This is a genomic window from Micromonospora sp. NPDC005172 (assembly GCF_040608555.1).
Taxonomy (GTDB): Bacteria; Actinomycetota; Actinomycetes; order Mycobacteriales; family Micromonosporaceae; genus Micromonospora.
In genome coordinates, this window is record NZ_JBEXIL010000001.1 from 147,869 (window position 1) to 171,387 (window position 23,519).

Sequence of the window (23,519 nt, forward strand, 5' to 3'; positions counted from 1 at the left end):
TCAGCCTCCCTCCGCGAGCGCGGCCGACAGCCGCGCGATCAGCTCGTCCTCGGGCATCGCCGCCAGGTCGTCGTCGGCCTCGTCCAGCGCGCCGGACACCGTGGTGGTCGGCGCGCCATCGGCCGGACTGGCGACCGGGTCGAGCACCGTCAGCAGGTGATCGGTGAGGGCCGCCGCGTTGGGAAACTCGAACGTGAGCGTCGCCGGCAGGTCGACCCCCAGCGCGCGTTCGAGCCAGCCGCGCAGGCTCAGCGACATCACCGAGTCCATGCCGAGGTCGAAGAAGCCCTGGTGGGCCAGGACGTCCACGCCGGACGTCTCACCCAGCACCTCGGCCACCGCGTCGAGCACCGCTTCCAGCAGGTGCTCGGCCCGCCGATCGGCCGGCAGCGCCAGCACGACGGCGGCCAGTGGCGCGTCGGGCGTCCCGCCCTCCGGCGTCCCGCCGTCATCCGCCGCGGGCTCGACGCCGATCTCGGCGAGGAACGCGCGGTCGGCCCGCTCCCGACACACCCGCGCATACCGCGGAGCGTCCACGTCCGCCACCGTGACCCGGGTCAGGCCCGCCCGGAGCGCCACCTCGAAGGCCTCGCCCACGTCCGCGCCGGCCAGCGGTCGTAGGCCGCTGTCCACCATCACCATCCGGTCCCGGCGGGACAACTCGGCGGGGTCGTCGACGGGCATGAAGCGGACCACCTGCACGGGCCGACCGGCCCGCTCCCGGGCGGTGGTCACCGCGTCGACCGCGCCCTCTGCCGCGGCCCGCGCGACCATCCCGGTGGCTCCCCAGACCGCGGCCGCCGCGCCGGTCACGCAGAACAGCGGCGGCGCGAGGTCACGGGTCGCCAGATCCAGCCGGTGTACGACGTCGGCCCAGCCCAGCGCCCTCGACACCGCGTCCTCGTCGAGGGTGTCGATCGGGGCCGCCGACGCGGGCGACCCGACGATCAGCACGCCGCCGAGCGGGGCGCCCAGCGCCTCCGGTGTCAGGTCGGCCGCGACCTCCGCCGCCGTACGGTCCGCCGCCGTCAGGTCGATGTGTCGCACCTCCACGCCGGCCGCCGTCAGCTCGCCGAGCCGGACGTCCCCGGGGGACGCGATGTCGGACGGCATGGCGTCCCCGACGATCAGCCGGCGCAGGCCACGGCGCACGAGCACGTCGACGAACGGCCGGCTGGCCGGGCGCAGGGCGTCGGTCACCAGGTACCAGGCGTCCGGGTCGCAGTCGAAGTCGGGCAGCGCCACGGGCAGTGGGTCCGCCGTCGACAGCCGGGAGGCGTACCAGATCCCGTCGCGCAGGCACACCTCGTCCTCGGCCGGCTCGGTGCGGGGCGCGCGCGATGCCGTGAGCGCGCCGGCCAGTCCGGCAGCGTTGCCGGGAGTCCAGCCGGCGTCCGCCTGGCCGGGCTCGCCGTCCGCGTCGCGCGGGCCGGTGCCGAGCACCCGCGGGTCGACGTCGACCAGTCCGCCCCACCCCGGTGCCGCCTCCATCGCGAGCACCCGCCCGGCCGTCCAGACCGCGGCCTGCGCCGGATCGACCTCGCCGTCGCCGGTCGGCTGGTACGCCCCGGCCGTGACGACGCGCAGCCTGCCGGGTGCCGCGTCGAGCCCGTTGCGAAGGTGACGGGCCGCCCGCACCAGACGCGCGACCAGGACCTCGCCCGACACACTGCCGGGTGCGGCCGCCGCGACCAGCACGATTCCGTGGTCCGGCGGAACATCGGTCCACGGCGCGTCAACCTCCGGTACGCCGTCGGTCGGCGTGCCCGCCCGGTCGTCGTCGCGGGCCGAGCCGACGGACGAGGGCCGCCAGGTCGCCTCGACGCCCGCGAGCCGCAGGCCGTCGACCACCCGCAGTCCCGTCTCGACGGACGCGTTCGTGAGTGGCACGACGAGCCACCGTCCGGTCGCCTCCGCGCGGGGCGCGGGGACGCGGCGCCAGCGGACCGCGAACGTACGCGCCGCCCAGCGGTCCCGGACGTCGTCGGACAGCGCGCGACCGACGGCGCCTCGGGACTGCGCCTCGGGCACGACACTCGCGGCGACGGCGGTCGAGACCACGGTGGCGGCCGCACCGGTCGTGACGGCCACGGTCGCGGGGGCCGGCCGCTCCGCGACGGGTGCCGAGCCGTTCACCTGGTCCGGCGTGTCCGCCCAGTGCCGGCGTCGCTGCCACGGGTAGCGCGGCAGCACCGCCCGGTACGGGCGGCGGCCGAACAGCGTCTCCCAGTGGATGCCGACCCCGCCCACGTGCAGTTGGGCGACGACGTCCAGGAAGCCGTCGGGGCGGCCCAGGTCCGTCCCGACCGCCACGAGATCCGTCTCCCGTCCTGCCGCGACGGTCGCGGCGTCCGGCCCGGCGTCGACCGCGAGCAGCACCCGCTCCCCCGCCGCCACGAGTGGCCCGGCCAGCGCGTCCCAGTCGGGGGCCGGTGAGCGCAGGGCCAACGGGTGCATACCGGGAACCGGCCCGCCCGTCGACGCCAGCCACAGCACGGGGGTCGCCGGCAGGTCGGCGGGCGTCGCCACGGTGACCGTCGCGCCGTCGAGGGCCGCACGGACCGCCCGCGCCCGGTCCAGCGCACCAGCCGCACACGCCGCCGCCACCTCACCGACGCCCCGGCCGACGACCACGTCGGGCCGCAGCCCGTACGCCTCCCAGACGGCGGTCAGGGCGAGTTGGACGGCCAGCACTGCGACGGGCTCGCCGCGCTCCGCGCCGCCGGCGACCAGTGCCGCTCGCACGAGACCACCGTCGTCGAGCGCGTCCACCGTGTCCCCGAACGCGGGCTCGTCACGCTCCAGGGCACGCCAGTCCACCGTCACACGGTCGCCGTACACCAGCACCAGGCGCTCGGCCGCACCGGAGGCCACGCCCTGGTGCGCGCCGTCGCCACCGGACAGCCCGGCGGTGAGCGCGGCGGGCCCACGGCCGACCACCGCGAACCGGTGCTCCAGGTGAGCCCGGCGGGCCGCCGCGGCGTAGCAGATGTCGGCGAGGTCGGCGCTGGCCGAGGCGGAGAGCGCCCGGACGAAGCCGTCGCGCGCGACGGCGAGGGCGCCGTCCCCGGCGGCCGACAGCACCAGCAGGTGTGCGCGGCTGGAGACGATCGCGCCGGCCCTCGACGCCGCACCGCCGCCCGACGTGAGGTGTGCGGCACCGTCCTGCGGCGACGACGCCGGTGCGGACGGCCCGCTCAGGACCACGTGGGCGTTGGTACCGGTGAAACCGAACGCGCTCACCCCGGCGACCCGGGACCGTCCACCGGTGGCCGGCCATGCCGTGGTGGACGTGGTGATCCGGACCGGCAACCGCGCCCAGTCCACCTGGCCCGTGGGCTGGGAGACGTGCAGGTGCGCGGGCAGCTCGCCGTGTCGCAGCGCCAGCGCGGTCTTGATCAGCCCGGCGATACCGGCGGCCGCCTCCAGGTGACCGATGTTGGTCTTGACGGACCCCACCAGCAGCGGCCGGTCTGGCTGACGCCCGCCGCCGAGCGCACGGGCGATCGCCCGCACCTCCACGGCGTCGCCGAGGACCGTCCCAGTGCCGTGCGCCTCCAGGTAGTCCACGTCCGACGCGGGGACGCCGCCCACCGCGAGCGCCGCCCGGATCAACTCCTCCTGGGCCTCGCCGCCGGGCACGGTCAGCCCGCCGCTCGCACCGTTGTGGTTGACCGCGCTGCCGCGGATCACCGCGTAGACCCGGTCGCCGTCACGCTCGGCCTGCGCGAGTGTCTTGAGCACCACCACGCCGGCGCCCTCACCGCGCCCGTAGCCGTCGGCGCTGGCGTCGAAGGTCTTGCAACGCCCGTCGGGCGACAGTGCGCCCGCCGCCGACATGGCCAGGTGCACGGTGGGCCGCACCATCACGTTGACCCCACCGGCGAGCGCGATGTCGGCCTCGCCCGCGCGCAGGCTCTGCACGGCCAGGTGCACCGCGACCAACGAGGACGAGCACGCCGTGTCGATCGCCAGGCTCGGGCCGCGCACGTCCAGGAAGTACGACAACCGGCCGGCCGTCCCGCTGAAGGAGTTGCCCGTGCCGTAGTAGAGGTCCACGTCCCGGGCGCGCCGGGTGAGCAACTGCTGGTAGTCGGTGGTGTTCATGCCGACGTACACGCCGACGCGGGCGGAGCGCCGGTGTTCGAGCGTGACCCCGGCGTCCTCGAGCGCCTCCCAGGCCACCTCGAGGAAGAGGCGCTGCTGCGGGTCCATGGCCCGGGCCTCACGGGCCGAGATCCGGAAGAACGCGTTGTCGAACAGGTCGATCCGGTCCAGGAAGCCGCCACGGCGGGTGACCACCGTGCCGGGTGCCCCGGGCCCCGCGCCGAGCAGCGCCTCCGCGTCCCACCGGTCCGCCGGGACGTCGCCGGTGGCGTCGACGCCGTCGCACAACAGCCGCCAGAACTGTTCCGGGCCGTCGGCCTGCGGCAGCCGGCAACCGATGCCCACGATCGCCACGGGCTCTGCCGGCCCACGCGGGGTCGACGCGGCCGCTCCGGACGGCCGCGACACGACCGACGTAGTCGTACCCGACGTGCCACGCCCGAGCACGCTGGCAGCCGGCGCGATCGCGTCACGGCTCGGTAGCGGTGCGGGCTGGAGGGTCGGCCCTGCCATGAGGAGTGACCCGGTCTGACGCGGCGGCTCGACTGCGCGCGAGGGCTCGGCCTGACGCGGGGGCTCGGTCGGAAGGGCCTCGGTGAGGAGGTGGTCGGCGAGTGCGTCGATGGTCGGGTGCTCGATGCCGACGGCGGCGCCGAGGACGGTCCCCAGCTCCCGTTCGAGCCGACTGACGAGCGAGACCAGGGCGAGCGAGTCCATCCCCAGTTCGAAGAACCCACGCCCGCGCGCCAGACGTCGGCCGGGCTCATAGCCGAGAGCCTCGGCGGCCGCGTCGTTGACCAGGGCCGCGATCCGCTCCCGTTCCCACGCCGTGCCGGCGCGGGTGCCGGAGCCGTTGGTGGCGTCACGGCCGCCGACACCGACCCCGCCACCAACGTCGCCGCCACCGACACCCGCGCCTGCCGCACCAGCGCCGTCGCCCGTCGCGCCGCTGGCCGTCCCACCATTGGCCGTCGCGCCGCTGGCCGTCCCACCATTGGCCGTCGCGCCGATGTCCGTCGCGCCGCGGGTGTCCGCGCCGGTCGTACCCGCGCCGTTGGTCTCGGCGCCGTTGGTCTCGGCGCCGTTGGTCTCGGCGCCGTTGGCTCCCGCACCGGTGCCGAGTCCGTCGCCGAGGGCTCTGCCGTCCCGGCCACCGCCGCCGTTACTCGCCGATGCCGCCGGCACTCCGACCCCGGCCAGTGTCTGAACGACGGTGCCGTCCGGAGCGATGAGGCGTACCTCGGCTCGCAGCTCGCCCAGGGCCACGCCGGCGAGGGCATGCTCGGACCCGGCATGCTCCGGGGAACCCGCTCGCACCGTCTCCGGCGACGCCGGGACGACGGACGCCGCAGTCGGGACCGCCGGGCTCGGCAGCCAGTACCGCTCGCCGCTCAGCCGGACCGGTGGCAGCGGACTGTACCGCCGACCTTCGCCGTGCACCGCAGCCCAGTCCACCGCGACACCGGCGGTGTACGCCTCGGCGAGCGCTCGTGTCAGGGTCTGCACCGGCGGTCGCCCCCGCACCAGGCTGCCGATCGCCGCGCCCCGGCGGGACCGGGCCGCGAGTGACGCCGTCAGCGGCCCGGTGAGGACCGGGTGTGGGCCCAGCTCCAGGAAGACCGCCGGCCGCCGGGACAGCAGCCGGTCGATCGCCGGCCAGAACAGTACGGGCTCACGCACGTTGCGGCCCCAGTAGGCCGGCCCGAACTCTGCTACGACACCGGTCGGGTCGACGCTGGACAGCATCGGCACCCGCGGCGCGGTCCATGGCAACCCGTCGAGTTGGCGCTCCAGCTCGTCGCCGTACGCGGAGACCGCCGGGCTGTGGAACGCGTAGTCGCCGGCCAACGGCACGCACCGCGCTCCGACGGAGGTCAGCTCGGCGAGGAGGCGGTCCAGGGCGGCGGCCGGGCCGGCGACGACGACCGAGCGCGGCCCGTTGACCGTGGCGATCACGACCTCGGCGTGCCGTTCGAGGGCGGCGGCGACCTCGTCGGCGGACAGCGCGACGGCGGCCATCCGCCCGCTGCCGGAGGCGGGCTGCAACAGCTCCCCGCGCAGCACGATGACCCGCAGCGCGTCCTCCAGCGACAGCGCGCCGGCGGCGCAGGCCGCGGCGACCTCGCCCATGCTGTGGCCGACCACCGAGTCCGGCGGAACGCCCCACCGCGCCCAGAGCCGGGAGAGCCCGATCTGGATCGCGAAGATCGCCGGCTGGGCGAACCGGGTGTCGGACAGCCGGCTGCCCGTACGGCGGCCCAGTTCCTCCAGCAGCGACCACCCGGCGATCCGCCGCGTCACCGCGTCGCACTCGTCGAGCGTGGCCCGCATGGTCGGGTCGGCGCGGTAGAGGTCGAGGCCCATTCCCGGGTACTGCGAGCCCTGGCCGGAGAACACCTGCACCACGTACGCCGGCCCGTCGTGCAGCAGCTCACCGCTGACCGTGCTGGCGGACCTCTCACCACGCTGGTGACCGGTCAACGCACCGCGCAGGTCGGCGGCCGTCGCGCCGGTCACGGCGAGCCGGTGCGTGTGGTGGCTGCGCCGGGTGCCGGTGCTGAACAGCAGGTCGCCGAGCTGGTCGGGCTCTGCCGTCGCGGAGTCGTCGAGCAGCTCCGCGTGCCGCGTGACCTGGTCCGCCAGTGCCGACTCGGTGGGACCGGACAGCACCAGCACCGGCCAGGACACGGGTGCCGGGGTCGGGGCCGGGCGGTCCTGTTCGGGTGCCGCGAGCACGACGTGGACGTTGCTGCCGGACAGGCCGAACGCGCTGACGCCGGTCAGGCGGTGCGGGGTGTCCGGCAGCGTCGTACGGGTGGTGGGGACCGCCAGCCCGGAGCCGGACCAGCCGAACCGGGGCGTCGGCTGGGCCAGCTTGATCTGCGGCGGCACCACGCCGGTACGCGCGACGAGAAGCCCCTTGAGCAGGCCGAGGATGCCGGCGGCGGAGTCGAGGTGGCCGAAGTTGGCCTTGTGTGAGCCGATGAGCAGCGGGCGTTCCGGTGCACGCTCCGGACCGAAGACCGCCGCCAGCGCGCTGAGCTCGATCGGGTCGCCCAGCGGTGTGCCGGTGCTGTGTGCCTCGACGTACCCGACGTCCGCGGGCGCCACGTCGGCATCGCGGAGCGCGGCGCGCAGCAGCTGCTCCTGGGCGACCGCGTTCGGCGCGGTCAGGCCGGCGCTGCGGCCGTCGTGGTTGGTCGCGCTTCCCTTGATGACGCCCCAGATCCGGTCGCCGTCGGCGATGGCGTCGGCGTACCTCTTGAGGACGACCACGGCCCCGCCCTCGCCGCGTACCACGCCGTCGGCGGCCGCGTCGAACGGGCGGCAGAGCCCCTGCGGCGAGAGCGCCTGGATGTGCCGCATGTAGAGGGTCAGCTCCGGACCCACCATCAGGTTCACACCGCCGGCCAGCGCGGTGTCGCAGTCGCCGGCCGCCAGGGCGCGCGCCGCGAGGTGCACCGCCAACAGCGAGGACGCGCAGGCGGCGGTCAGGGTCATGCACGGCCCGTTCAGGCCGAACGTGTACGCCACGCGCCCCGAGCCGAAGCTGAACTCCTTGCCGCTGGCGTAGTGCGCTCCCACGTGGTCGACACCGAGGGTGCGGGCGTGCAGGACGGCGTAGTCCATGGCCAGGATGCCGAAGTAGACCCCGGTGTTGCTGCCGGACCAGGTCGGCAACGGCACGCCGCTGTGCTCCATGGCCCGCCACGCGAGGGTGAGGAGGAGGCGCTGTTGCGGGTCCATCTCGCGCGCCTCGCGCGGCGAGACACCGAAGAACTCCGCGTCGAACAGGTCGATGTCGGGCAGGAACCCGCCGACGCCGACCGTGTCGAGCGAGGCCGCGCCGGGCCGCCCGGCCGGCACGCGGCCGGTGACGTCGCGGCCCTCTTCCAGGACGCGCCACAGCGAGTCGAGGTCGTCCACGCCGCCGGGGAACCGGCAACCGACGCCCACCACCGCGATGTCGGTGACGCCTGCCCTGGAGGCTGGGCGACGGTCGCGGCGCATCCCCACGGCACCCCCCACGCGCATCCGCCTTGGTGAACCACGGCGGCCATTCCCCGCCTGATGATTTCCCTGTACGTTGAAGTACATCGGACGAGAAGCGAGATGTCAATGCTGATAGATCACGTCCCGGTGGACGAAAAAGCTCTGGAGAACGGCAGTTCAGCTCCGTCGTCCCTGACCGTGTTCGGCTTCCCGGCCGCAGGCGGCTCGGCAGCGCATTTCACCAGGTGGAGGCGATGGCTTCCGGCCGGAGTGACTGTCGAGCCGGTGGAGCTGCCCGGGCACGGCACCCGCCGGCAGGAGCCGGCGATCGACGAGTGGCCCCGGTTGGTGGCCACGACGTGCGACATGTTGCGCGACCGGGTGTCCGGTCCGTACGCCCTGGCCGGGCACAGCTTCGGCGCGCTGCTGGCGTACGAGGTCGCGGCGACGCTGCCCCGCACCGGCCCGGGCCCGGCGTTGTTGATCGCCGCGGGGCGTAACGGGCCCGCCGCCGGTCTCGCCCACCGCCCCCTGCACGCGTTGGACGACGACCGTCTGATCGAGTCGCTGCGACGTCTCGGCGGCACCCCGGCCGACGTCCTCGCCGAACCGGCGCTGATGCGGCTCGCCCTGCCGGTGCTGCGGACCGACCTGCGGCTGGCGGAGACCTACGCCCGCCCGCCCCGGCCGGCGTTGACGTGCCCGATCGCCGCCGTGGTGGGCCGGCACGACCGGATGGCCGACGCGGCGGGCGCACTGGCCTGGCAGCAGGAGACGGTCGACCGCTTCGACCTGACCGTTGTCGACGGGGGGCACTTCATCCTCGACCATCCGCAGGTCATCGCGGCGGTGACGGCGCGAACGACCGAGCTGCTCCGTCCGGCGAGTCGGTCCGGGGCCGGTACCACCAGCGGTTGACCCGTCCCGCCACCACCACTGCCAGCAGTGCGAGGGCCGTCCCGGCCAGCAGGTCGACGGCGTAGTGCTTGCGCAGGTACAGCGTGGACAGCACCAACCCCAGGCCGATCGGCAGGTACCACCAGAACAGCCGACGGGCGTCGCGCCACAGGTACACCATCAGCACCACCGTCATGGCGGTGTGCAGGCTCGGAAAGAGATCCCGCGCCGGGCCCTGGACCGCGGTGATCGCGTCCAGCGCGCCACCGATCGACCCCTCCTGACCGGGAAGCGGGTCGGCGTACGTGTCGGTCTGGTAGATGTGCGGACCGACCCCGGGCACCAGCACGTAGCCGGAGTAGCCGACGACCGCCGTGATCGAGATCGCGAGCGCGAAGTCGTGGTATTCGCGCAGGCGGCCCCGCAGGTACGAGGAGATGGCCCACGCCGCCTGGGACAGGCCGTAGCTCAGGTAGCAGAACGCCATGAACAACGTCAGCGCGGGTGAGCCGAGGGTGTCGTTGAGCCAACGGCTCACGTCGGTGCCGAAGACGGCCCGGTCGAACTCGATCAACGCGGGGTCGACGAGTGGGAAGTCGAGCTCCGGGGTGACGACGCGCAGGCTCGAATAGATCACCACGCAGGACAGGAACGGCACCGCCGTCCTGGCCACCCCACCGACGGTCCTGACCAGCCTGGCCGCGCCGCTCGCCCGCACCGGGACGCCCGACGCGGCGTTGCGCCGCCGCCTCGACAGCGCGAGCCCGGCGATCAGCGCGCCGACCAGCACGGCCGACGCGGCGAGCAGCGCCCACGAGAGCGCGCCGGTGAGCAGGGCGAGCCCGGCGACGAGCGTGAGGGCCACCGCGAACAGGCACTCCTCCGGCCAGAGCAGTGGGTCACGCCGGCCATCGCCCCGGTCCCGTGCGACTGCCACGGGCCGGGGCGTGCCAACGGTCATGCCGTCTCGCCGGGAGCGGACGACGACCGCCACAGCACCGGGCAGAACTGCGGGTCGCTGTAGTCGGGCAGACCCGCCTCGTCACGACGCACCAGGGAATCGTGGTTGTAGACGACGAGGTCGCCGTCGGAACGGTGGAACCGCCGGTACTGGTTGTCGCCGTCCTGCAGGTGCAGCGAGATGGCCCGTCGGGGAGCTGAGCTGCGGTTGGCGCCGCTGCCGTGGTAGGTGCGGCAGTGGTGGAAGCTCATGTGTCCCTTGGGGATGTGCATGGGGATCTTGTGTACCTGAGCGCCGTTGAACTCGGCGTTGCTGACGAGCAGATCCTCCAGCTCGGAGCGGTCCCGCTCGGCGAAGTGCTTGGTGGTCTTGTCGTCGCCGCCGATCTCCTTCCAGGTGTTGCTGCCGTCGACCATCGTGATCGTGCCCATCTCCTCGGTGCACTCGTGCATCGGGATGAACGCGGTCAGCATCCGCTCGGACGTGCAGGTCTGCCAGTAGTGACGGTCGAAGTGCCAGGGCACGATGTTGGTCGGCTCACCGGGGCTCGGCGGCTTGAGGATCAGCGTGCTCTGGAACACCCGGATCTCGGCCGCCTCCGCCAGCCGGGCCGCCACCGCCCCGATGATCGGCTTACGCAGGATCGCGGCGACCTCGTCGCTCTCGTAGTGCACGTAGTCGTTGTGCCGCTGCACGTCGCCGTGCTCCGGCTCCCAGTAGGCCAGCTTCGCCGGCCGCCGGGGCAACCGCCGGTCACGGTGACCCGCGTAGAACCGCTCGCTGGCCTCGACGAGCGTGTCCACCTCGTCGTCGGTGAGCAGCTTCTGGCTGAGGTACCAGCCCCGCTCGGCGTACGACCGGACATCCTCGTCGGTGGGCAGCGCGGCCCGCTCCGCGTCGGTCAGCGTGAATTCCGTCGTTGTCATCGCGCTCCTCTCATGGTTGATCCCTTGTGGTGACCGCCCCCGCGTCCGCCCCCCGGGCCCGCGCCGTCGACGGCGGGCCGAACATCAGGCTGACGTTGTGTCCGCCGAACGCGAAGGAGTTGGACAGCACCGCGCGGGGCCGGACCGCTCGCGCCTGACCCCGCACGTGGTCGAGGTCGCAGGCCGGGTCCGGCTCGTCCAGGTTGTGAGTCGGCGGCAGCTTGCCGTGGGTGATCGTGAGGGCGGTCGCCGCCGCCTCCACGGCTCCGGCGCTGCCCAGCAGGTGTCCGGTCACACCCTTGGTGGAGCTGACCGCGGGAGCGTGCGCGCCGAAGGCGCTGTGCACGGCCCGGCTCTCGGCGACATCGCCCAGCTTGGTGCTCGTACCGTGCGCGTTGATGTAGTCGACGTCGGTGGGCGCGACGCCGGAGTCGGCGACCGCCCGGCGCATGCTCTGCGCGGCGCCGACACCGTCCGCGCGCGGTGACGTGGGGTGGTGGGCGTCCGTGGTGGCACCCCACCCGATGATGTCGGCGTAGCCGGCCGCCCCTCGCGCGTCCGCGTGCTCGGCGCGCTCGACGACCATGATCCCGGCGCCCTCGCCGAGCACGAAGCCGTTGCGACGCCGGTCGAACGGGCGACTCGCCTGCGTCGGGTCGGACCAGCCGGTGGCGAGCGCCCGTGCGTTGGCGAAACCGGCGGTGCCGGTCGGCCCGAGCGGCGACTCGGCGCCACCACACACGACCACGTCCGCGTCGCCGGCCCGGATCAGCCGCAGCGCTTCCGCCACCGCGTGGGCACCGGCCGCGCAGGCGGTGGCGATGCAGGAGCTGTAGCCCTGGATGCCGTACCGGATGGCGATGCGGGCGGCCGCCATGTTGGGGAGGAAACCCGGATAGAGGTACGCGCTGACGGCGGTACGGCCGCGCGCCTCCCGTGCCTTCGCCTGGGCCTCGTAGGTGGTGAGGCCGCCCGCGCCGCTGGAGACGACCACGGCGACCCGAAATGGGTCGACGTCGCGGCCGACCTCCAGCCCGGCGTCGCGCATCGCGTCGTCGGCGGCGGCCAGTGCCATGATCAGGAATCGGTCGGCGACCAGCACCTCGTTGCGCGGGAGCACGGTGGTGGGGTCGATGTCCGGAGCGATCCCGACCGCCTCCGTGGCAGCGGCCGCGCCGTGCCCCTCGGGTGGGCGCACCAGCCCGGAGCGCCCGTTGCAGATCGCCGCGAAGAAGTCCTCCACGCCCCGCCCGACGGGCGTCACCAGCCCCATGCCGGTGATGGTGGCCGAGGGTCGGGTCGATCCGGTCATGTCAACCGCCTTGTCCGCCGCCGGTCGGCGGCCTGGTCGTCTCGTGGTCCGGCGTCAACAGCAGGGCCGTCGCGCCGGAGGGCTTGGCCGGGTCGGCGTCGTGCTCGACGACGATCACCAGCGCCTCGGCGGCGTCCCCGTCGGCGAACAGGCCCTCGGCCACCGCCCGACCCTCGCCGAAGGGATCGCCGGCCGGACTCAGGCACACGACCGGGCCGGTCAGGGCCCATTCGGTGGCGACGTGCCCCAGGACCGAATTCGGCACCGACTGGAAGAAGTACATCGGCGACACCCGGCGGCCCCCGTCCACCTCCGCGACGATGGCCGCCGCGGTGGTCTGGTCGGCGTAGGCGCTGACCAGCACGACGGCGGTCGGCCCGGCGGGCCCGGCGCCCGTGCGTCGCTGTAGGCAGCGACCGGCGACGGCCACGACGAGCGGGGGGAACGGCGAGGCGACGAAGCCGCGGATCGCGGGTGGCCGGCCGACGTCGCCGGGCTCGGGCCACGCCGCGCGGGCAAGCTCGCGGATCGCGCCGGGCGCGGTGTCGAGGCCGCTCACACCGTCTCCAACACCAGCGCGGTGTTCGCGCCGCCGAAGGCGAGGTTGCAGCTCAGGGCGTACCGGCCCGCCAGCGGAGCGGGCTCACGCACCACCCGTACCGGGCACTGCGGGTCAGGCTCCCGGAAGCCGGCGTTGACGGGCAGCCGGCCGGCGTCGAGAGCCAGCGCGGTGACCGCGAACTCCAGCAGGCCGGACGCCTCCAGGGCGTGGCCGTGGACGGACTTGGTCGAGCTGACCGCCACCGACGCCGCCGCCGCGCCGAGGCCGACGCGCAGCGCGCTGCTCTCGGCGGCGTCGGCACGTGTCGTGCCGGTGCCGTTGGCGTTGACGTACGCCACCTCCTCCGGAGTCACCCCGGCCCGGGCCAGGGCGGCCCGGATGGCCGACCCCATTCCGGCCCCGCCCGGGTCGGGTTGGCAGACGTGGTAGGCGTCGCCGGCCCGGGCCCAGCCGGCCAGCCGGGACCGCACCCGGGCGCCCCGCCCCTGGGCGCTGGCCGCCGACTCCAGCACCACGGCGACGATCGCGTCGCCCAGCAGCATCCCGCGCCGACCGTTGCTGAACGGCCGCACGGCGCCGTCGTCGGCCAGGGCCCGTCCGGCGTCGAACAGGCCCTGGTGGTCGGCGTCGACGAGGAAGCCCCCGGCGACCACGGCGCGATCGCACCGACCCCGGGCGATCATCGAGGCGGCCTCGGCCAACGCGGTGCTGCCCGCCACGCAGGCCGACGTGTAGACCCGTGCGACACCGGAGAGCCCGCAGCGCCGGGCCACGGTGGCGGCCAGTTCGGCCGGCCCGTTGCCCGACCCGCCCGAGCGGGCCACCGTCGTGCCCGTGCCGGTGGCGAAGAACAGCGGGCACTCGGCACGGCGGTACGCCAACCCCGCGTCGTCGCAGGCGGCCGTCACGATGGCGACCAGCTCGGTGCCCAGGTCGCCGGTGTCGGCAAGCGTCGCCGCCGCTCGGACCCGGCTACGGCCGGGGTCGAAGCGACGGACCTCGCTGAAGGCGGGCTCGCCGGCCAACACCGCCGCCAGCAGCGGTGCCGGGCCACGGCCGTGAGCCGTCAGCAGGCCCAGGCCGGTGACCACGACAGTCGAACCGGTCACTCCGGCTCCGCCGCCGTCAGGGTGAGGCGGTCGAGGATCTCCGCCGCACCGGTCACCGTGGACATGGTCGCCAACTCGTCGTCGTCGAGGTCGAGGTCGAGGCCGTAGCGCCGCTCTATCTCGTAGACCAGCCGGGCGAGCTCCAGCGAGTCGATCCGCTCACGCGAGGCGTCGACCGTCCGGTAGCCCACGTCGGCGAGGATCGACAGGATCTCGTCGCGGCGATCGCTGCCGCCCACCGTCACTCCGCCGCGGCGGCCGGTGCGGCGGGTGCGCTCCGCGCCGGCTCCGCACGCCCGGCCACTTCGGCGGCGAACCGGTCGAGGGAGTAGTCGGCCAGCTTCTCCAACTCCTCGTCGGTGAACTTGACGCCGAACGTGTCCTCGACACGGACGGCGAGTTCGGCGACGGCCAGCGACTCCAGGTCGAGCCCTGCCGGGCCGAGCACCGTGTCGCCGGTGACGTCGTCGACGTCGTAGTTCATCTGTGCCAGCGCATCGACGATGGACTGGCGAACCTCATCTGACATTGCTTGACTCCTCCCATGGAATGGGTCGTGGTGCGGATTGCGACGATCACCGGCGACCCCAGGGGTCGGGCGTCGGAACATCTGGTGAGCACCGCCGCCGACCTGCTGGGCGCGCCGGCCGGCGAGGTGGGCGTGGTACGGGACCAGACCGGCCGGCCGAGGCTCACCGGCGCCGCGCGCGGGTTGCACGCGAGCATCAGCCACGGACGTGGCGTGGTGGCGGTGGCCGTGTCGGCGGTGACGCCGGTCGGCGTGGACGTCGAGCGCGACCGCGAGCTGCCCGGTGCGGTGTTGGCCCGACGCTGGATGGCACCGGCCGACGCCGACTGGCTGACCGACCAGCCGGCTCCCCTGCACACCAGCGCGTTCCTGTGGCTGTGGACGCAGAAGGAGGCCATCGGGAAGGCACGCGGCACCGGCCTACGCGGCGGCGGTCTACGGCAGCCGCTGGTGCTGCCGGCCCGCTGGCCGGACCCGCCGGGGTCGCTGCCGCTGCGTCCCGTTCCCGACAGTCGCGCCGGGGTGGCCTGCGGAGCGCTCGCCGGCGGCCTGGTGCTGGCCGTCGCCGGGCAGGAGCGGCCGCGCCCAGGCGACATGGACGGTATCCGGCTGCTCACCGGTCCACCGGAGGCGATCGCAACCTGACGAGCCGTCGACGGTCGCGCCACACACGTCCCTCGTCGGCGCGTCATGACGGCGTCGGCTCGGCCGACGCACGGCGCAACACGGCCACGTCGCGCACCAGCTTGCCGCTGGACGTACGCGGCAGACGCTCCAGGAGCTGCCACCGCAACGGCCGCTTGTACGGAGCCAGCACGTCCTCCAGGGCGGCGTCCAGCTCGGGCCCGGTGAGCGGCTTGTCCACGGCCGTGTACGCCTCGATCGCGCCACCGTCGAACGTCACCACCGCCTCGGTGACACCGGGCAGGTCGAGGATGGCCTGTTCGACTTCGGTCAGGTCGACCTTGAGGCCTCCGATGGAGACCTGCGAGTCGAGGCGGCCGCGGATCGTGACCAGGCCCGTCACCGGGTCGATCGTGGCCGCGTCGCGGGTACGCAGCCAGCCGTCGGCCCAGCGGCTCTCGTCGACGAGCCCCACGTACGGCGTGACGGGCCGGTGCACCTGAAGCTCACCGTCGACGACCCGTACGTCGATTCCAGGCGCCGGGCGCACCTCGGGCCGGTGCACACCGAACAGGTCGGTGGCGATGACGCCGACCTCGGTCATCCCGTACATGTTGCCGAGGACGGTGTCGTAGCACTCGGCGAAGCGCTCGGGGACGCCGGGCCGGACCAGCTCGCCCGCCGTGGTCATCCGAACGAACTGCGGCAGTGGCCCGGCGGGGCGACCGGCCATCAGCATCTCGAGATGGACGGGGACGCCGATCACCGTGGTCGGCGTGGAGTCCCCCGCGATGACGCCCAGCACCCCGCCGACCGTCATGCGCTCGGGCAGCGTGAGCGTGACCCGGGCGTGCAGAGCGTAGAGCAGGCCGCCGACCAGACCGAGCACGTGCGCCATCGAGGCGAGCAGTACGAGCCGCTCGCCGGGCCGGGGCACGCCGTCGGTCAGCGTGTAGCGCTCGATCTCGGCGACCAGGTCGTCGACGGTGCGTCCGATGACCTTCGACGGACCGGTGGACCCGGAGCTCAGCTGGATGAGCGCGTGCGGCGTCGATGCCGGCCGGCCGGCCGGGCGCGCGATGACCGTCTCGTCGACGGTGACGAAGCCGCGCAGCGGTGGGAGTACGGAGTCGACGGGCTGCACGAGGAACTGCGCGCCGACGCGTTCGAGTGCCCGCTCGACCTCACCACGGGACAGGCGGTGGTCCAGCAGCGTCACCTGGGCCCCGATCCGCCAGGCGGCGAGCAGGTTGGCCACGTACGCCAGCGAGGAGGGCAGCCGTAGCGCGATCGCTCCGCCCGGGCGCAGCCCGGCATCGGTGAGTCGGGCCTGTCGGGAGGCCACCTCGGCGCGCAGCTGCGCCCGCGTGATCGGCGCTCCGAGGACGAGGCAGGTCTCGTTGCCCGGGCCGGCCAGCAGGACGTCGTCGACCCAGCCCGTGCCGAGGGCGGGCAAACCATGCCGCGCGGCAGCCAGGGGTGAATCTATAGTGGACACAAGGCCTCCACGCTGCTCGAACGGCGGGCCGGCTCGACTCGACGGGTAGGTACGCGCCGAACGGAGGAGCTTCCTCATCTGATGACATCCCGGTTCGATGAATTATATCGGCGCGGTCCCTACCGTCAAGCGCCCTACGGACCACGTGCGGAGACGATGACCACACAGAGTTACGGGGGTGGGGAATGGCACCGGACGTGTCGCCGCGCAGGGCCAGGGCCATGCTCGTCACGCTCTCCCTGGCCGCGTTCGCGTTCGTCACGACCGAGCTGCTGCCTGTCGGCCTGCTGACCCACATCGCGGTCGATCTCGACCGGTCCCGCTCGCGGGTGGGTCTGCTGGTCAGCGGGTACGCCGTCGTGGTCGTGCTGGCGTCCGTCCCGCTGGCCCGACTGACCCGACGAATCCCCCGTCGTCACCTGCTCGGCGTCACGATGGTCCTGTTCGCCGCCGCGAACGGCACCGCCGCGCTCGCGCACACGTACACCATGCTGGCCGGTGCCCGCCTCGTGACCGCTGTCGCCCAGGCGCTGTTCTGGTCCATCGCCACGGCGACGGTGATCGGGCCCTTCCCCCTGGCGGTGCGGGGCAGGGTGGTGGCGCTGTTCGGGGCCGGAGTGACGCTCGCGCCGGTGCTCGGCGTACCCCTCGGCACCTGGATCGGACAGCAGGCCGGTTGGCGCGCGTCGTTCGCGGCGCTGGCGGGGATCGGTCTGCTGATCGCCACCGCGGTGCTCGTCCTCCTGCCCACCTACCCGCCGGAGGCTGGCGGCGCGGCCCGGGGCACCGCACCGGACGGTCGGCGCTTCGGCGTGCTGCTGACAGCCACCGCCCTCGGCATCGGCGGCTTCATGACCCTGCAGACCTACATCGCGCCGTTCCTACTCGACGTGAGCGGCTTCACCGACGCGGCCCTGACGCCGCTGCTGTTCACCGCCGGCGTCGCGGCCGTCGTCGGCACCCTGCTCTCGGCCCGGACCCTGGACAGTCGGCCGATCGCCTCGCTGCTGACGCCGCTGGGCATCGGTACGGCCGCGCTGTTCGGCATGTACGGGCTCGGCGTGCTCCGACCCGGCGCGGTCGCGTTCCTCGCCGGGCTCGGCCTCGCCTACGCGGCGTTCGCCTCCGCCGTACAGAACCGGATGCTGCACCTGGCCCCCGGCAGCACCGACATCGCCTCGGCTGGCGTCAGCACCGCCTTCAACGTCGGCATCGCCGGCGGTTCGCTGCTCGGCGGTGCCCTCCTGCCCACGTCGGGGGCGCGCGTGCTCGCGCTCGTCGGCGGACTGCTGACGCTGGCCGCGCTCCTGCTGCTCAGCCAGGACGCGAGGACGTCCGCCCGGTCCGACAGACTTCAGAAAATGTCAACTGGCTGACGTCAGTATGTCCACGCAAGGCATCCCTCCGCGAGGACAAGGCACCATGACCACGTCAGAGAACAGCACCCGGCTCCAGCCGGCGTACCCCGGCATCCACGACGAGCCGGACGAACCCCAGCGTGACGCTCCAGCGCGGCGGGCTACCGCCGCGCGGTCGGGTCCCCGACCGAAACTGACCCTCTTCGCGCTGGCCCTGGGCACCTTCGCCATCGGCACGGGCGAATTCGGCAGCAATGGGATCCTGCAACTCTTCGCCGCCGACCTGGACGCTTCCATCCCAGTCGCGACGTACGCGATCAGCGCCTACGCGTTCGGCGTCATGATCGGCTCGCCGGCGATCACACTTCTCGCGGCGCGCGCCAACCGCCGTACCCTCCTGCTGGGTCTGATCGCGCTGTTCCTGGTCGGCAACGTCCTGTCGGGCCTGGCCCCGAACATCGCCACCCTCGTCGTCTTCCGCTTCATCACCGGGAGCGTGCAGGGCGCGTTCTTCGGCGCGGGGGCGGTCGTCGCCGCGTACGTCTACGGCCCGGGCAAGGGCGGCAGGGCGTTCGCCACCGTGATGGGCGGTCTGACGGTGGCCACCATCCTGGGGTCGCCGCTCGGCACCCTCGTCGGCCAGCACGCTGGATGGCGTGCGACCTACTGGACCGTTGTCGCCCTGGGCCTGCTGGCCGGCGCGGCGCTCCTGGCCTGGCTGCCCCGCACCGACGATCTGCACGGCAGCTCGGTGGGGCACGAGCTCGCGGCCCTGCGACGACGCGAGGTCTGGCTGATGGTCGCGGTCGCGGCACTCGGCATCTCCAGCATCTTCGCCGTCTACACCTTCATCGGGCCGTTCGTCACCGACGCGGCCCGGGAGAGCACGTCGCTCATCCCGGTCGCCCTGGCTGTCTTCGGCCTCGGCATGGCCTTCGGGAACTACTACGGCGGTCGGGCCGCCGACCGGCACGGCAACCGGCCGCTGATCTACGGCTTCGGCTACGTCCTGGTGCTGCTCGTGGTCATCGGTCTGCTCGGCCGTGAGGTCCTGATCCTCCTGCCGACGCTGTTCGGCGTCGGCGCGACCATGATGTTCGCCATTCCCACCATCCAGGTACGGCTGACCGAATTCGCACCCGACGCGCCGACCCTGATGGGTGCGCTGAACCTGGCCGCCCTCAACCTCGCCAACTCGCTCGGGGCCATCGGTGGTGCCATCGCTCTCGGCGCCGGGTGGGGAACCCTCTCCACGGTCTGGGCGGGTTTCGTCCTCACCAGCGCCGGCCTGGTTCTCTTCCTCACCACCGTCGGTCGGACCAGGCCAGCCGTCACGCCCGCGTAGTCGCCGACCGGCGTCGGCCACAGGTTGGCCGACGCCGGTCGCGGTACGCAGCCCGACAGAGATCAGTGGGCGGTTCCGTCCGCCTGACCTCCGGTGCCCCGCAGCTGGCTCCAGGGGCGGCCATCCGCACCGGGAAGCGGGGTCGTGGCGAAGCGCTGGTCGACCTCGGCGAGCTGCTCCGGCGTGGGGTTCGGGCCCAGGCTGCCGAGCTCCTCGAAGAGCTGCTCGTTGCCGGCCGGCGCGCTGACGAACAGCAGCTTGCCGCCGGTCGGGGTGACGAACGTGTGGTAAGCGCCCCGCGGCACCACGACGGTGGTACCTGGACCACCGGAGAATTCGGCGTTCCCCACCCGGAAGTGGTACTCCCCTTCGAGGACGTAAGCGATCTTCATGAAGTCGTTGTGCGCGTGCGGTGGGTTCTCGGCGATCACGTCGTGATGGAACAGGAACGCGCCCAACGCCCCATCCACCTCGGCGCCCCGGACGAGGATCTCCGGCCGGTGCGGGCCGCCGAGTTCGATCAACTTCCCCTCGCCAGGCTGGACCGCCCACCCGTCCAGGCCCCAGTTCGCGTGGCGTGTCACGGTTGTTCCTCTCTCGTGCCGGTACAGCGCGTCAACTCAACCCCAGGGCACAGGATTTCCAGTGACCAGCAAGTTACCGCTGGCCGCGGCCGTCGCGACGGTGAAGCCACCGAAGCCACCCGGTGGGAGATGTCGACGTAAGTCAGTGAGGGTCCAGTTCTCGTCAACACCGGCCATCTAGTCTTCGGGGGTGAGCACCGGAGACGCCGACGGTCCTGTCCTGGACGCGGAGCAGTTCGACCGCCTGGCCAGCTACGGCACCGAGGAAGAGGTCCGCCAGGGACAGCACCTGTACGCCGCCGGCGACAGCTCCTACGACTTCTTCCTGCTGCGTACGGCGACAGCGGAGGCGGTGCGCAACGCGACGTCGCTCGAGCCCGAGCGGCTCATCTACCGGCGTGGGCCGGGCGAGTTCCTCGGCGAGCTGAGCCTGTTGACCGGACAGCAGGTGTTCCTCACGGTCCGTGTCGTCACCGCCGGGACGGTCGTGCGGATCACCGCCCCCGACCTGCGCCGCGTACTCGCCGACCAGGTCGACATCGCCGACGTGCTGATCGAGACCTTCCGCGCCCGGCGCGAGCTCATGCGCGGAGCGGCCGGCAACGCCCTGGAGATCGTCGGGCGGCCGAACGTGGCTGGATCGCTGGAGCTGCGGACGTACGTGAACCAGATGCTCCTCCCGCACGCCTGGCTCGACGCGTCATCGCTACCCGGGCGGGCACTCATGCGGGCAGAGGGTGTCGGCGAGGACGAACTTCCGGTCGCCGTCACCAGCAACCGCGTACTGCGTCACGCCACTCCCGGCACGGTCGCCGAGGCGCTCGGCCTGACCTACGTACCCACGGCGCGTGACCCTGACCTGGTCGTCGTCGGCGCCGGGCCGGCCGGGCTGGCCGCGGCGGTGTACGGCGCCTCCGAAGGTCTCGTGACGGTGCTGCTGGACGGCACCGGTATTGGCGGTCAGGCTGCCAAGAGCGCGCGAATCGAGAACTACCTCGGCTTTCCCGAGGGGGTCAGCGGTGAACAGTTGGCCCGGCTGGCGATGCTCCAGGCGTTGAAGTTCGGCGTCCAGATCTACGCGCCGTGCGCGGTGGTCGGCCTGGACGTCTCCGACGAGAGCCGTCCCGTCGTGGAGTTGGAGGACGGCACCCGGATCGCGACGTCCGCGGTCATCGCCGCCACGGGAGCGCGTTACCGACGCCTCGACATCGAGCGGTGGGCGGAGTTCGAGCAGAGTGGCTGCGTCCGGTACGCGGCGACGGAACTGGACCTGCGCGGGTACGAGTCCCAGCCGGTCGCCGTGTTGGGCGGCGCCAACTCGGCCGGGCAGGCGGCGCTCTCCCTGGCCGCACGCGGCTGCTCCGTACACCTGGTGGTGCGCTCCACCGATCTCGGAGCGAAGATGTCGGCTTACCTGACCGACCGGATCCAGGCCAACCCGAGGATCACCATCCACACCGGCAGCACGCTGCGTGAGCTTCAGGGTGAGGACAGCCTGGCGGCGATCGTCGTGGAAAAAGAGGGTGAACCCACCAGGCTGGACTGCCGGGGGCTGTTCTGCTTCATCGGTGCCGAACCGGAGTCCGCGTGGATGAAGGGCATCGCGATGGACGAGAGCGGTTTCGTGCTGACCGACAGCCGGCTGCCGTCCGACACGCACCAGTCGCCACTGCCGTTCCAGACCAGCGCTACCCGCGTCTTCGCGGTGGGCGACATCCGCTCCGGCTCCACGAAGCGGGTGGCGACAGCCGTCGGCGAGGGTGCCGGCGCGGTCTCCGCGGTCCACACCGTGCGGGCCCGCTGAGGTCGCCTACGACGCGTCACGGCCGGGATCACCCGGTACTCCGTCCGGCGGGAACCACGCGTGTGGCCCCGCCGGACGGAGGTGACCGGCGTTATTCGCCGGCCACCAGTGAGATCAGCTGATCCGCAGCCGGACCCGAGGATGCCGGGTTCTGGCCGGTGACGAGCAGCCCGTCGCTCACCACGTACGGCTCGAAGTTGCCCGCCTTGGAGAAGTCGCCGCCCTTCGCGACCAGCTCGTCCTCGACGAGGAAGGGCACGACCTTCGTCAGGCCCATGTACTCCTCCTCGCTGTCGGTGAAGCCGGTGACCCGCTTGCCGGCCACCAGAGGCTCGCCGTCGGGCGTCACGCAGTGCCGCAACACCCCCGGGGCGTGACACACCAGCGCGATCGGTTTGCCCGCCGCGACGACCTGCTCGATCAGCTTGATCGAGGTGTCGTCCTCGGCGAGGTCCCAGAGAGGGCCGTGGCCGCCCGGGTAGAAGACGGTGTCGTAGCCCGCGACGGAGACCGAGTCGAGCCGTACGGTCGTCGCGAGCTGACGTTCCGCCTGGGCGTCCGCCGTGAACCGGCGGGTCTGGTCGGTCTGGAAGTCCGGCTCATCGCTCTTCGGGTCCAGGGGCGCCCGTCCACCCTGGGGCGAGGCGAGCGTCACCTCCCACCCGGCGTCCCGGAACCGGTAGTAGGGCGTGGCCAGCTCCTCCAGCCAGAACCCGGTCTTGCGGCCGGTGTCACCCAGCTGGTCGTGCGAGGTCAACACCATCAGAACCTTGGTCATGCACCGCTCCTTGACATCATCAGGCCGTTCCGCGCAGGAATGAGCTCCTGCGTCATGTCGAGTACGACGATGGCGGACCCCTGCGGGCCGCCACCGCCGTCCGCCGTGCCGGCGGACATACCCACGGTCCGGCGACTCAGACGCCGAACGCGACAACCTCGAGCTGGATGTTGTCGATGTCCCGGAAGACGACTGTCGAGTAGAGGAACGGGTCCCTCGCGGTCTGGATGCCGGAGTGCGCGACGCCCAGGCTGTCCAGCCAGGCCGACCAGGCCTCAAGCCCCTCGCGCGTCTCGACGTTGAGGGAGAAGTGGTCGAGGCCCGTGCGAGCCTCGTTGAACTCCTCGCCCTGGTTGCCCTCGTTGTGGTGCAGACCGATGGAGAAGCCGGTGCGCGGATCGATGACCAGTTCGGCGTACCCGGACCACTCGCGCCCGTAGTGCGGAAGCTTGCCGTCCGCGAGCGTGGCCTGGAAGACCTTCTGGTACCAGGCCACGCTGGCCTCGAGGTTCCGAACGGTGAAAGCGACGTGGTGCACGCCGCTGAACGACGGTGCGGTGACGTCGGCCATGAATACTCCTTCGTGCTACGTGATGAACCTGCACCAGGAGTTGTAGGCAACGTGAGTTGAGGAGCAGTTGACAGGAGCTGGACAGGCGAGCCGAGCCGCCGCGCCCGGTGGCGTGTAAAGGAACGCGCCGACATGACGTGGGCCAGCGGCGTCTGGCGCGCAGAACACGACGGAGTGGTGCCAATACCCCAGGTACAGGCACCACTCCGTCTACGCAGTCAGCATTCGAGCTGAACCGACACCGCTGACCTATCGAACGGTCATGCCGGTATTCCAGGCGGCCGCCCTGCGCCTTGATAGTCTTCCAGCAGATCGATCAACATCTCCGTGAGTTCTGTGTCAAACTCGGAAGAAACCTGCTCGAATCCAATATCGCCCCCGAGGATCGCGGGCACCTTCGTTGATGCGATGACAAAAGCCCAATGGAGCCTCGACTCACGGTTGAGCAGTTGATCAGCGACGTAATCCCGAAAGCCAGACAAGGGAGTTCCATCGAATGCAGTGTCGTAGCCCTGCACGAAGGCAACCGCCGTGGAGAACCGATCATCCAGCAGATACATC

At 72.7% G+C, this 23,519-nt stretch carries 18 protein-coding genes; 5 read left to right on the forward strand and 13 right to left on the reverse strand.

The genetic code is table 11. The features are described 5' to 3' along the window. Positions 1–8,118, reverse strand: a complete 8,118-nt coding sequence (locus ABZV06_RS00535; RefSeq protein ID WP_355617415.1) for a beta-ketoacyl synthase N-terminal-like domain-containing protein — start codon at positions 8,116–8,118, stop codon at positions 1–3. A 108-nt stretch (positions 8,119–8,226) separates the two neighbouring features. Between ABZV06_RS00535 and ABZV06_RS00540 the strand changes: the two genes are divergently transcribed. After that, positions 8,227–9,018 carry an alpha/beta fold hydrolase gene (locus ABZV06_RS00540; RefSeq protein WP_355617417.1) on the forward strand — a complete coding sequence of 264 codons (792 nt, stop codon included), beginning with the start codon at positions 8,227–8,229 and terminating at the stop codon, positions 9,016–9,018. On the opposite strand, the gene ABZV06_RS00545 is transcribed toward ABZV06_RS00540, so the two are convergent. Genes ABZV06_RS00545 through ABZV06_RS00575 form a run of 7 tightly spaced genes read right to left on the reverse strand, consistent with a single transcriptional unit; the run spans position 8,939 to position 14,396 of the window. Beyond that, the gene (locus tag ABZV06_RS00545) at positions 8,939–9,934 is read right to left on the reverse strand and encodes a phosphatase PAP2 family protein (RefSeq protein WP_355236224.1); all 996 of its coding nucleotides are present in this window, start codon (positions 9,932–9,934) and stop codon (positions 8,939–8,941) included. The two genes, ABZV06_RS00540 and ABZV06_RS00545, sit on opposite strands and share 80 nt — an antisense overlap. Positions 9,935–9,954: 20 nt before the next feature. After that, a complete protein-coding gene (locus ABZV06_RS00550) occupies positions 9,955–10,884 on the reverse strand; it encodes a phytanoyl-CoA dioxygenase family protein (RefSeq protein ID WP_355617420.1) in 930 nt (309 codons plus the stop codon). Positions 10,885–10,894: 10 nt separating this feature from the next. Next, on the reverse strand, positions 10,895–12,196 hold the full coding sequence (locus ABZV06_RS00555) for a beta-ketoacyl-[acyl-carrier-protein] synthase family protein (protein ID WP_355617423.1): 1,302 nt from the start codon (positions 12,194–12,196) through the stop codon (positions 10,895–10,897). Position 12,197: 1 nt separating this feature from the next. Beyond that, entirely contained in the window at positions 12,198–12,755 is a 558-nt protein-coding gene (locus ABZV06_RS00560; protein ID WP_355617425.1) for a beta-ketoacyl synthase chain length factor, read from the reverse strand. After that, positions 12,752–13,867: a beta-ketoacyl synthase N-terminal-like domain-containing protein gene (locus ABZV06_RS00565; RefSeq protein WP_355236213.1), complete on the reverse strand. Its 1,116-nt coding sequence runs from the start codon at positions 13,865–13,867 to the stop codon at positions 12,752–12,754. The genes ABZV06_RS00560 and ABZV06_RS00565 overlap by 4 nt, the downstream gene beginning before the upstream one ends. Further along, entirely contained in the window at positions 13,864–14,106 is a 243-nt protein-coding gene (locus ABZV06_RS00570) for a hypothetical protein (RefSeq protein WP_355236210.1), read from the reverse strand. The genes ABZV06_RS00565 and ABZV06_RS00570 overlap by 4 nt, the downstream gene beginning before the upstream one ends. 2 nt (positions 14,107–14,108) lie before the next feature. Further along, positions 14,109–14,396, reverse strand: coding sequence for an acyl carrier protein (locus ABZV06_RS00575; protein WP_355236207.1), 288 nt, complete (start codon positions 14,394–14,396; stop codon positions 14,109–14,111). Positions 14,397–14,411: 15 nt separating this feature from the next. Between ABZV06_RS00575 and ABZV06_RS00580 the strand changes: the two genes are divergently transcribed. Continuing rightward, the gene (locus tag ABZV06_RS00580) at positions 14,412–15,041 is read left to right on the forward strand and encodes a 4'-phosphopantetheinyl transferase superfamily protein (protein ID WP_355236204.1); all 630 of its coding nucleotides are present in this window, start codon (positions 14,412–14,414) and stop codon (positions 15,039–15,041) included. Positions 15,042–15,084: 43 nt separating this feature from the next. On the opposite strand, the gene ABZV06_RS00585 is transcribed toward ABZV06_RS00580, so the two are convergent. Next, on the reverse strand, positions 15,085–16,509 hold the full coding sequence (locus ABZV06_RS00585; protein ID WP_355236353.1) for a class I adenylate-forming enzyme family protein: 1,425 nt from the start codon (positions 16,507–16,509) through the stop codon (positions 15,085–15,087). 194 nt (positions 16,510–16,703) lie between these two features. On the opposite strand from ABZV06_RS00585, the gene ABZV06_RS00590 reads away from it, so the two are divergent. Then, positions 16,704–17,894 (forward strand): MFS transporter, encoded by a 1,191-nt coding sequence (locus ABZV06_RS00590; RefSeq protein ID WP_355236201.1) that lies wholly within the window; start codon positions 16,704–16,706, stop codon positions 17,892–17,894. 46 nt (positions 17,895–17,940) lie between these two features. Next, on the forward strand, positions 17,941–19,221 hold the full coding sequence (locus ABZV06_RS00595) for an MFS transporter (RefSeq protein ID WP_355236198.1): 1,281 nt from the start codon (positions 17,941–17,943) through the stop codon (positions 19,219–19,221). Between the two features lie 62 nt (positions 19,222–19,283). Here the strand turns inward: ABZV06_RS00595 and ABZV06_RS00600 are convergent, their stop codons facing one another. Next, positions 19,284–19,805 carry a cupin domain-containing protein gene (locus tag ABZV06_RS00600; protein ID WP_355236195.1) on the reverse strand — a complete coding sequence of 174 codons (522 nt, stop codon included), beginning with the start codon at positions 19,803–19,805 and terminating at the stop codon, positions 19,284–19,286. Positions 19,806–19,995: 190 nt separating this feature from the next. On the opposite strand from ABZV06_RS00600, the gene ABZV06_RS00605 reads away from it, so the two are divergent. Then, on the forward strand, positions 19,996–21,609 hold the full coding sequence (locus ABZV06_RS00605; RefSeq protein ID WP_355236191.1) for an FAD-dependent oxidoreductase: 1,614 nt from the start codon (positions 19,996–19,998) through the stop codon (positions 21,607–21,609). A 91-nt stretch (positions 21,610–21,700) separates the two neighbouring features. Here the strand turns inward: ABZV06_RS00605 and ABZV06_RS00610 are convergent, their stop codons facing one another. The 3 genes from ABZV06_RS00610 to ABZV06_RS00620 all read right to left on the reverse strand — a co-directional run bounded on the left by ABZV06_RS00610 (position 21,701) and on the right by ABZV06_RS00620 (position 23,518). After that, positions 21,701–22,387 carry a type 1 glutamine amidotransferase domain-containing protein gene (locus tag ABZV06_RS00610; protein WP_355236188.1) on the reverse strand — a complete coding sequence of 229 codons (687 nt, stop codon included), beginning with the start codon at positions 22,385–22,387 and terminating at the stop codon, positions 21,701–21,703. 136 nt (positions 22,388–22,523) lie between these two features. Continuing rightward, positions 22,524–22,958 (reverse strand): VOC family protein, encoded by a 435-nt coding sequence (locus ABZV06_RS00615; RefSeq protein WP_355236185.1) that lies wholly within the window; start codon positions 22,956–22,958, stop codon positions 22,524–22,526. A gap of 260 nt (positions 22,959–23,218) precedes the next feature. Further along, positions 23,219–23,518 carry a hypothetical protein gene (locus tag ABZV06_RS00620; protein ID WP_355617428.1) on the reverse strand — a complete coding sequence of 100 codons (300 nt, stop codon included), beginning with the start codon at positions 23,516–23,518 and terminating at the stop codon, positions 23,219–23,221. Position 23,519 lies beyond the last annotated feature (1 nt).

What these genes read in the sequence shown, in the direction of transcription:
- ABZV06_RS00535 (WP_355617415.1), bottom strand. Translation starts at nt 8,118, where the DNA reads ATGCGCCGCGACCGTCGCCCAGCCTCCAGGGCAGGCGTCACCGACATC.
- ABZV06_RS00540 (WP_355617417.1), top strand. Translation starts at nt 8,227, where the DNA reads ATGCTGATAGATCACGTCCCGGTGGACGAAAAAGCTCTGGAGAACGGC.
- ABZV06_RS00550 (WP_355617420.1), bottom strand. Translation starts at nt 10,884, where the DNA reads ATGACAACGACGGAATTCACGCTGACCGACGCGGAGCGGGCCGCGCTG.
- ABZV06_RS00555 (WP_355617423.1), bottom strand. Translation starts at nt 12,196, where the DNA reads ATGACCGGATCGACCCGACCCTCGGCCACCATCACCGGCATGGGGCTG.
- ABZV06_RS00575 (WP_355236207.1), bottom strand. Translation starts at nt 14,396, where the DNA reads ATGTCAGATGAGGTTCGCCAGTCCATCGTCGATGCGCTGGCACAGATG.
- ABZV06_RS00580 (WP_355236204.1), top strand. Translation starts at nt 14,412, where the DNA reads ATGGAATGGGTCGTGGTGCGGATTGCGACGATCACCGGCGACCCCAGG.
- ABZV06_RS00590 (WP_355236201.1), top strand. Translation starts at nt 16,704, where the DNA reads ATGGCACCGGACGTGTCGCCGCGCAGGGCCAGGGCCATGCTCGTCACG.
- ABZV06_RS00595 (WP_355236198.1), top strand. Translation starts at nt 17,941, where the DNA reads ATGACCACGTCAGAGAACAGCACCCGGCTCCAGCCGGCGTACCCCGGC.
- ABZV06_RS00610 (WP_355236188.1), bottom strand. Translation starts at nt 22,387, where the DNA reads ATGACCAAGGTTCTGATGGTGTTGACCTCGCACGACCAGCTGGGTGAC.
- ABZV06_RS00615 (WP_355236185.1), bottom strand. Translation starts at nt 22,958, where the DNA reads ATGGCCGACGTCACCGCACCGTCGTTCAGCGGCGTGCACCACGTCGCT.
- ABZV06_RS00620 (WP_355617428.1), bottom strand. Translation starts at nt 23,518, where the DNA reads ATGTATCTGCTGGATGATCGGTTCTCCACGGCGGTTGCCTTCGTGCAG.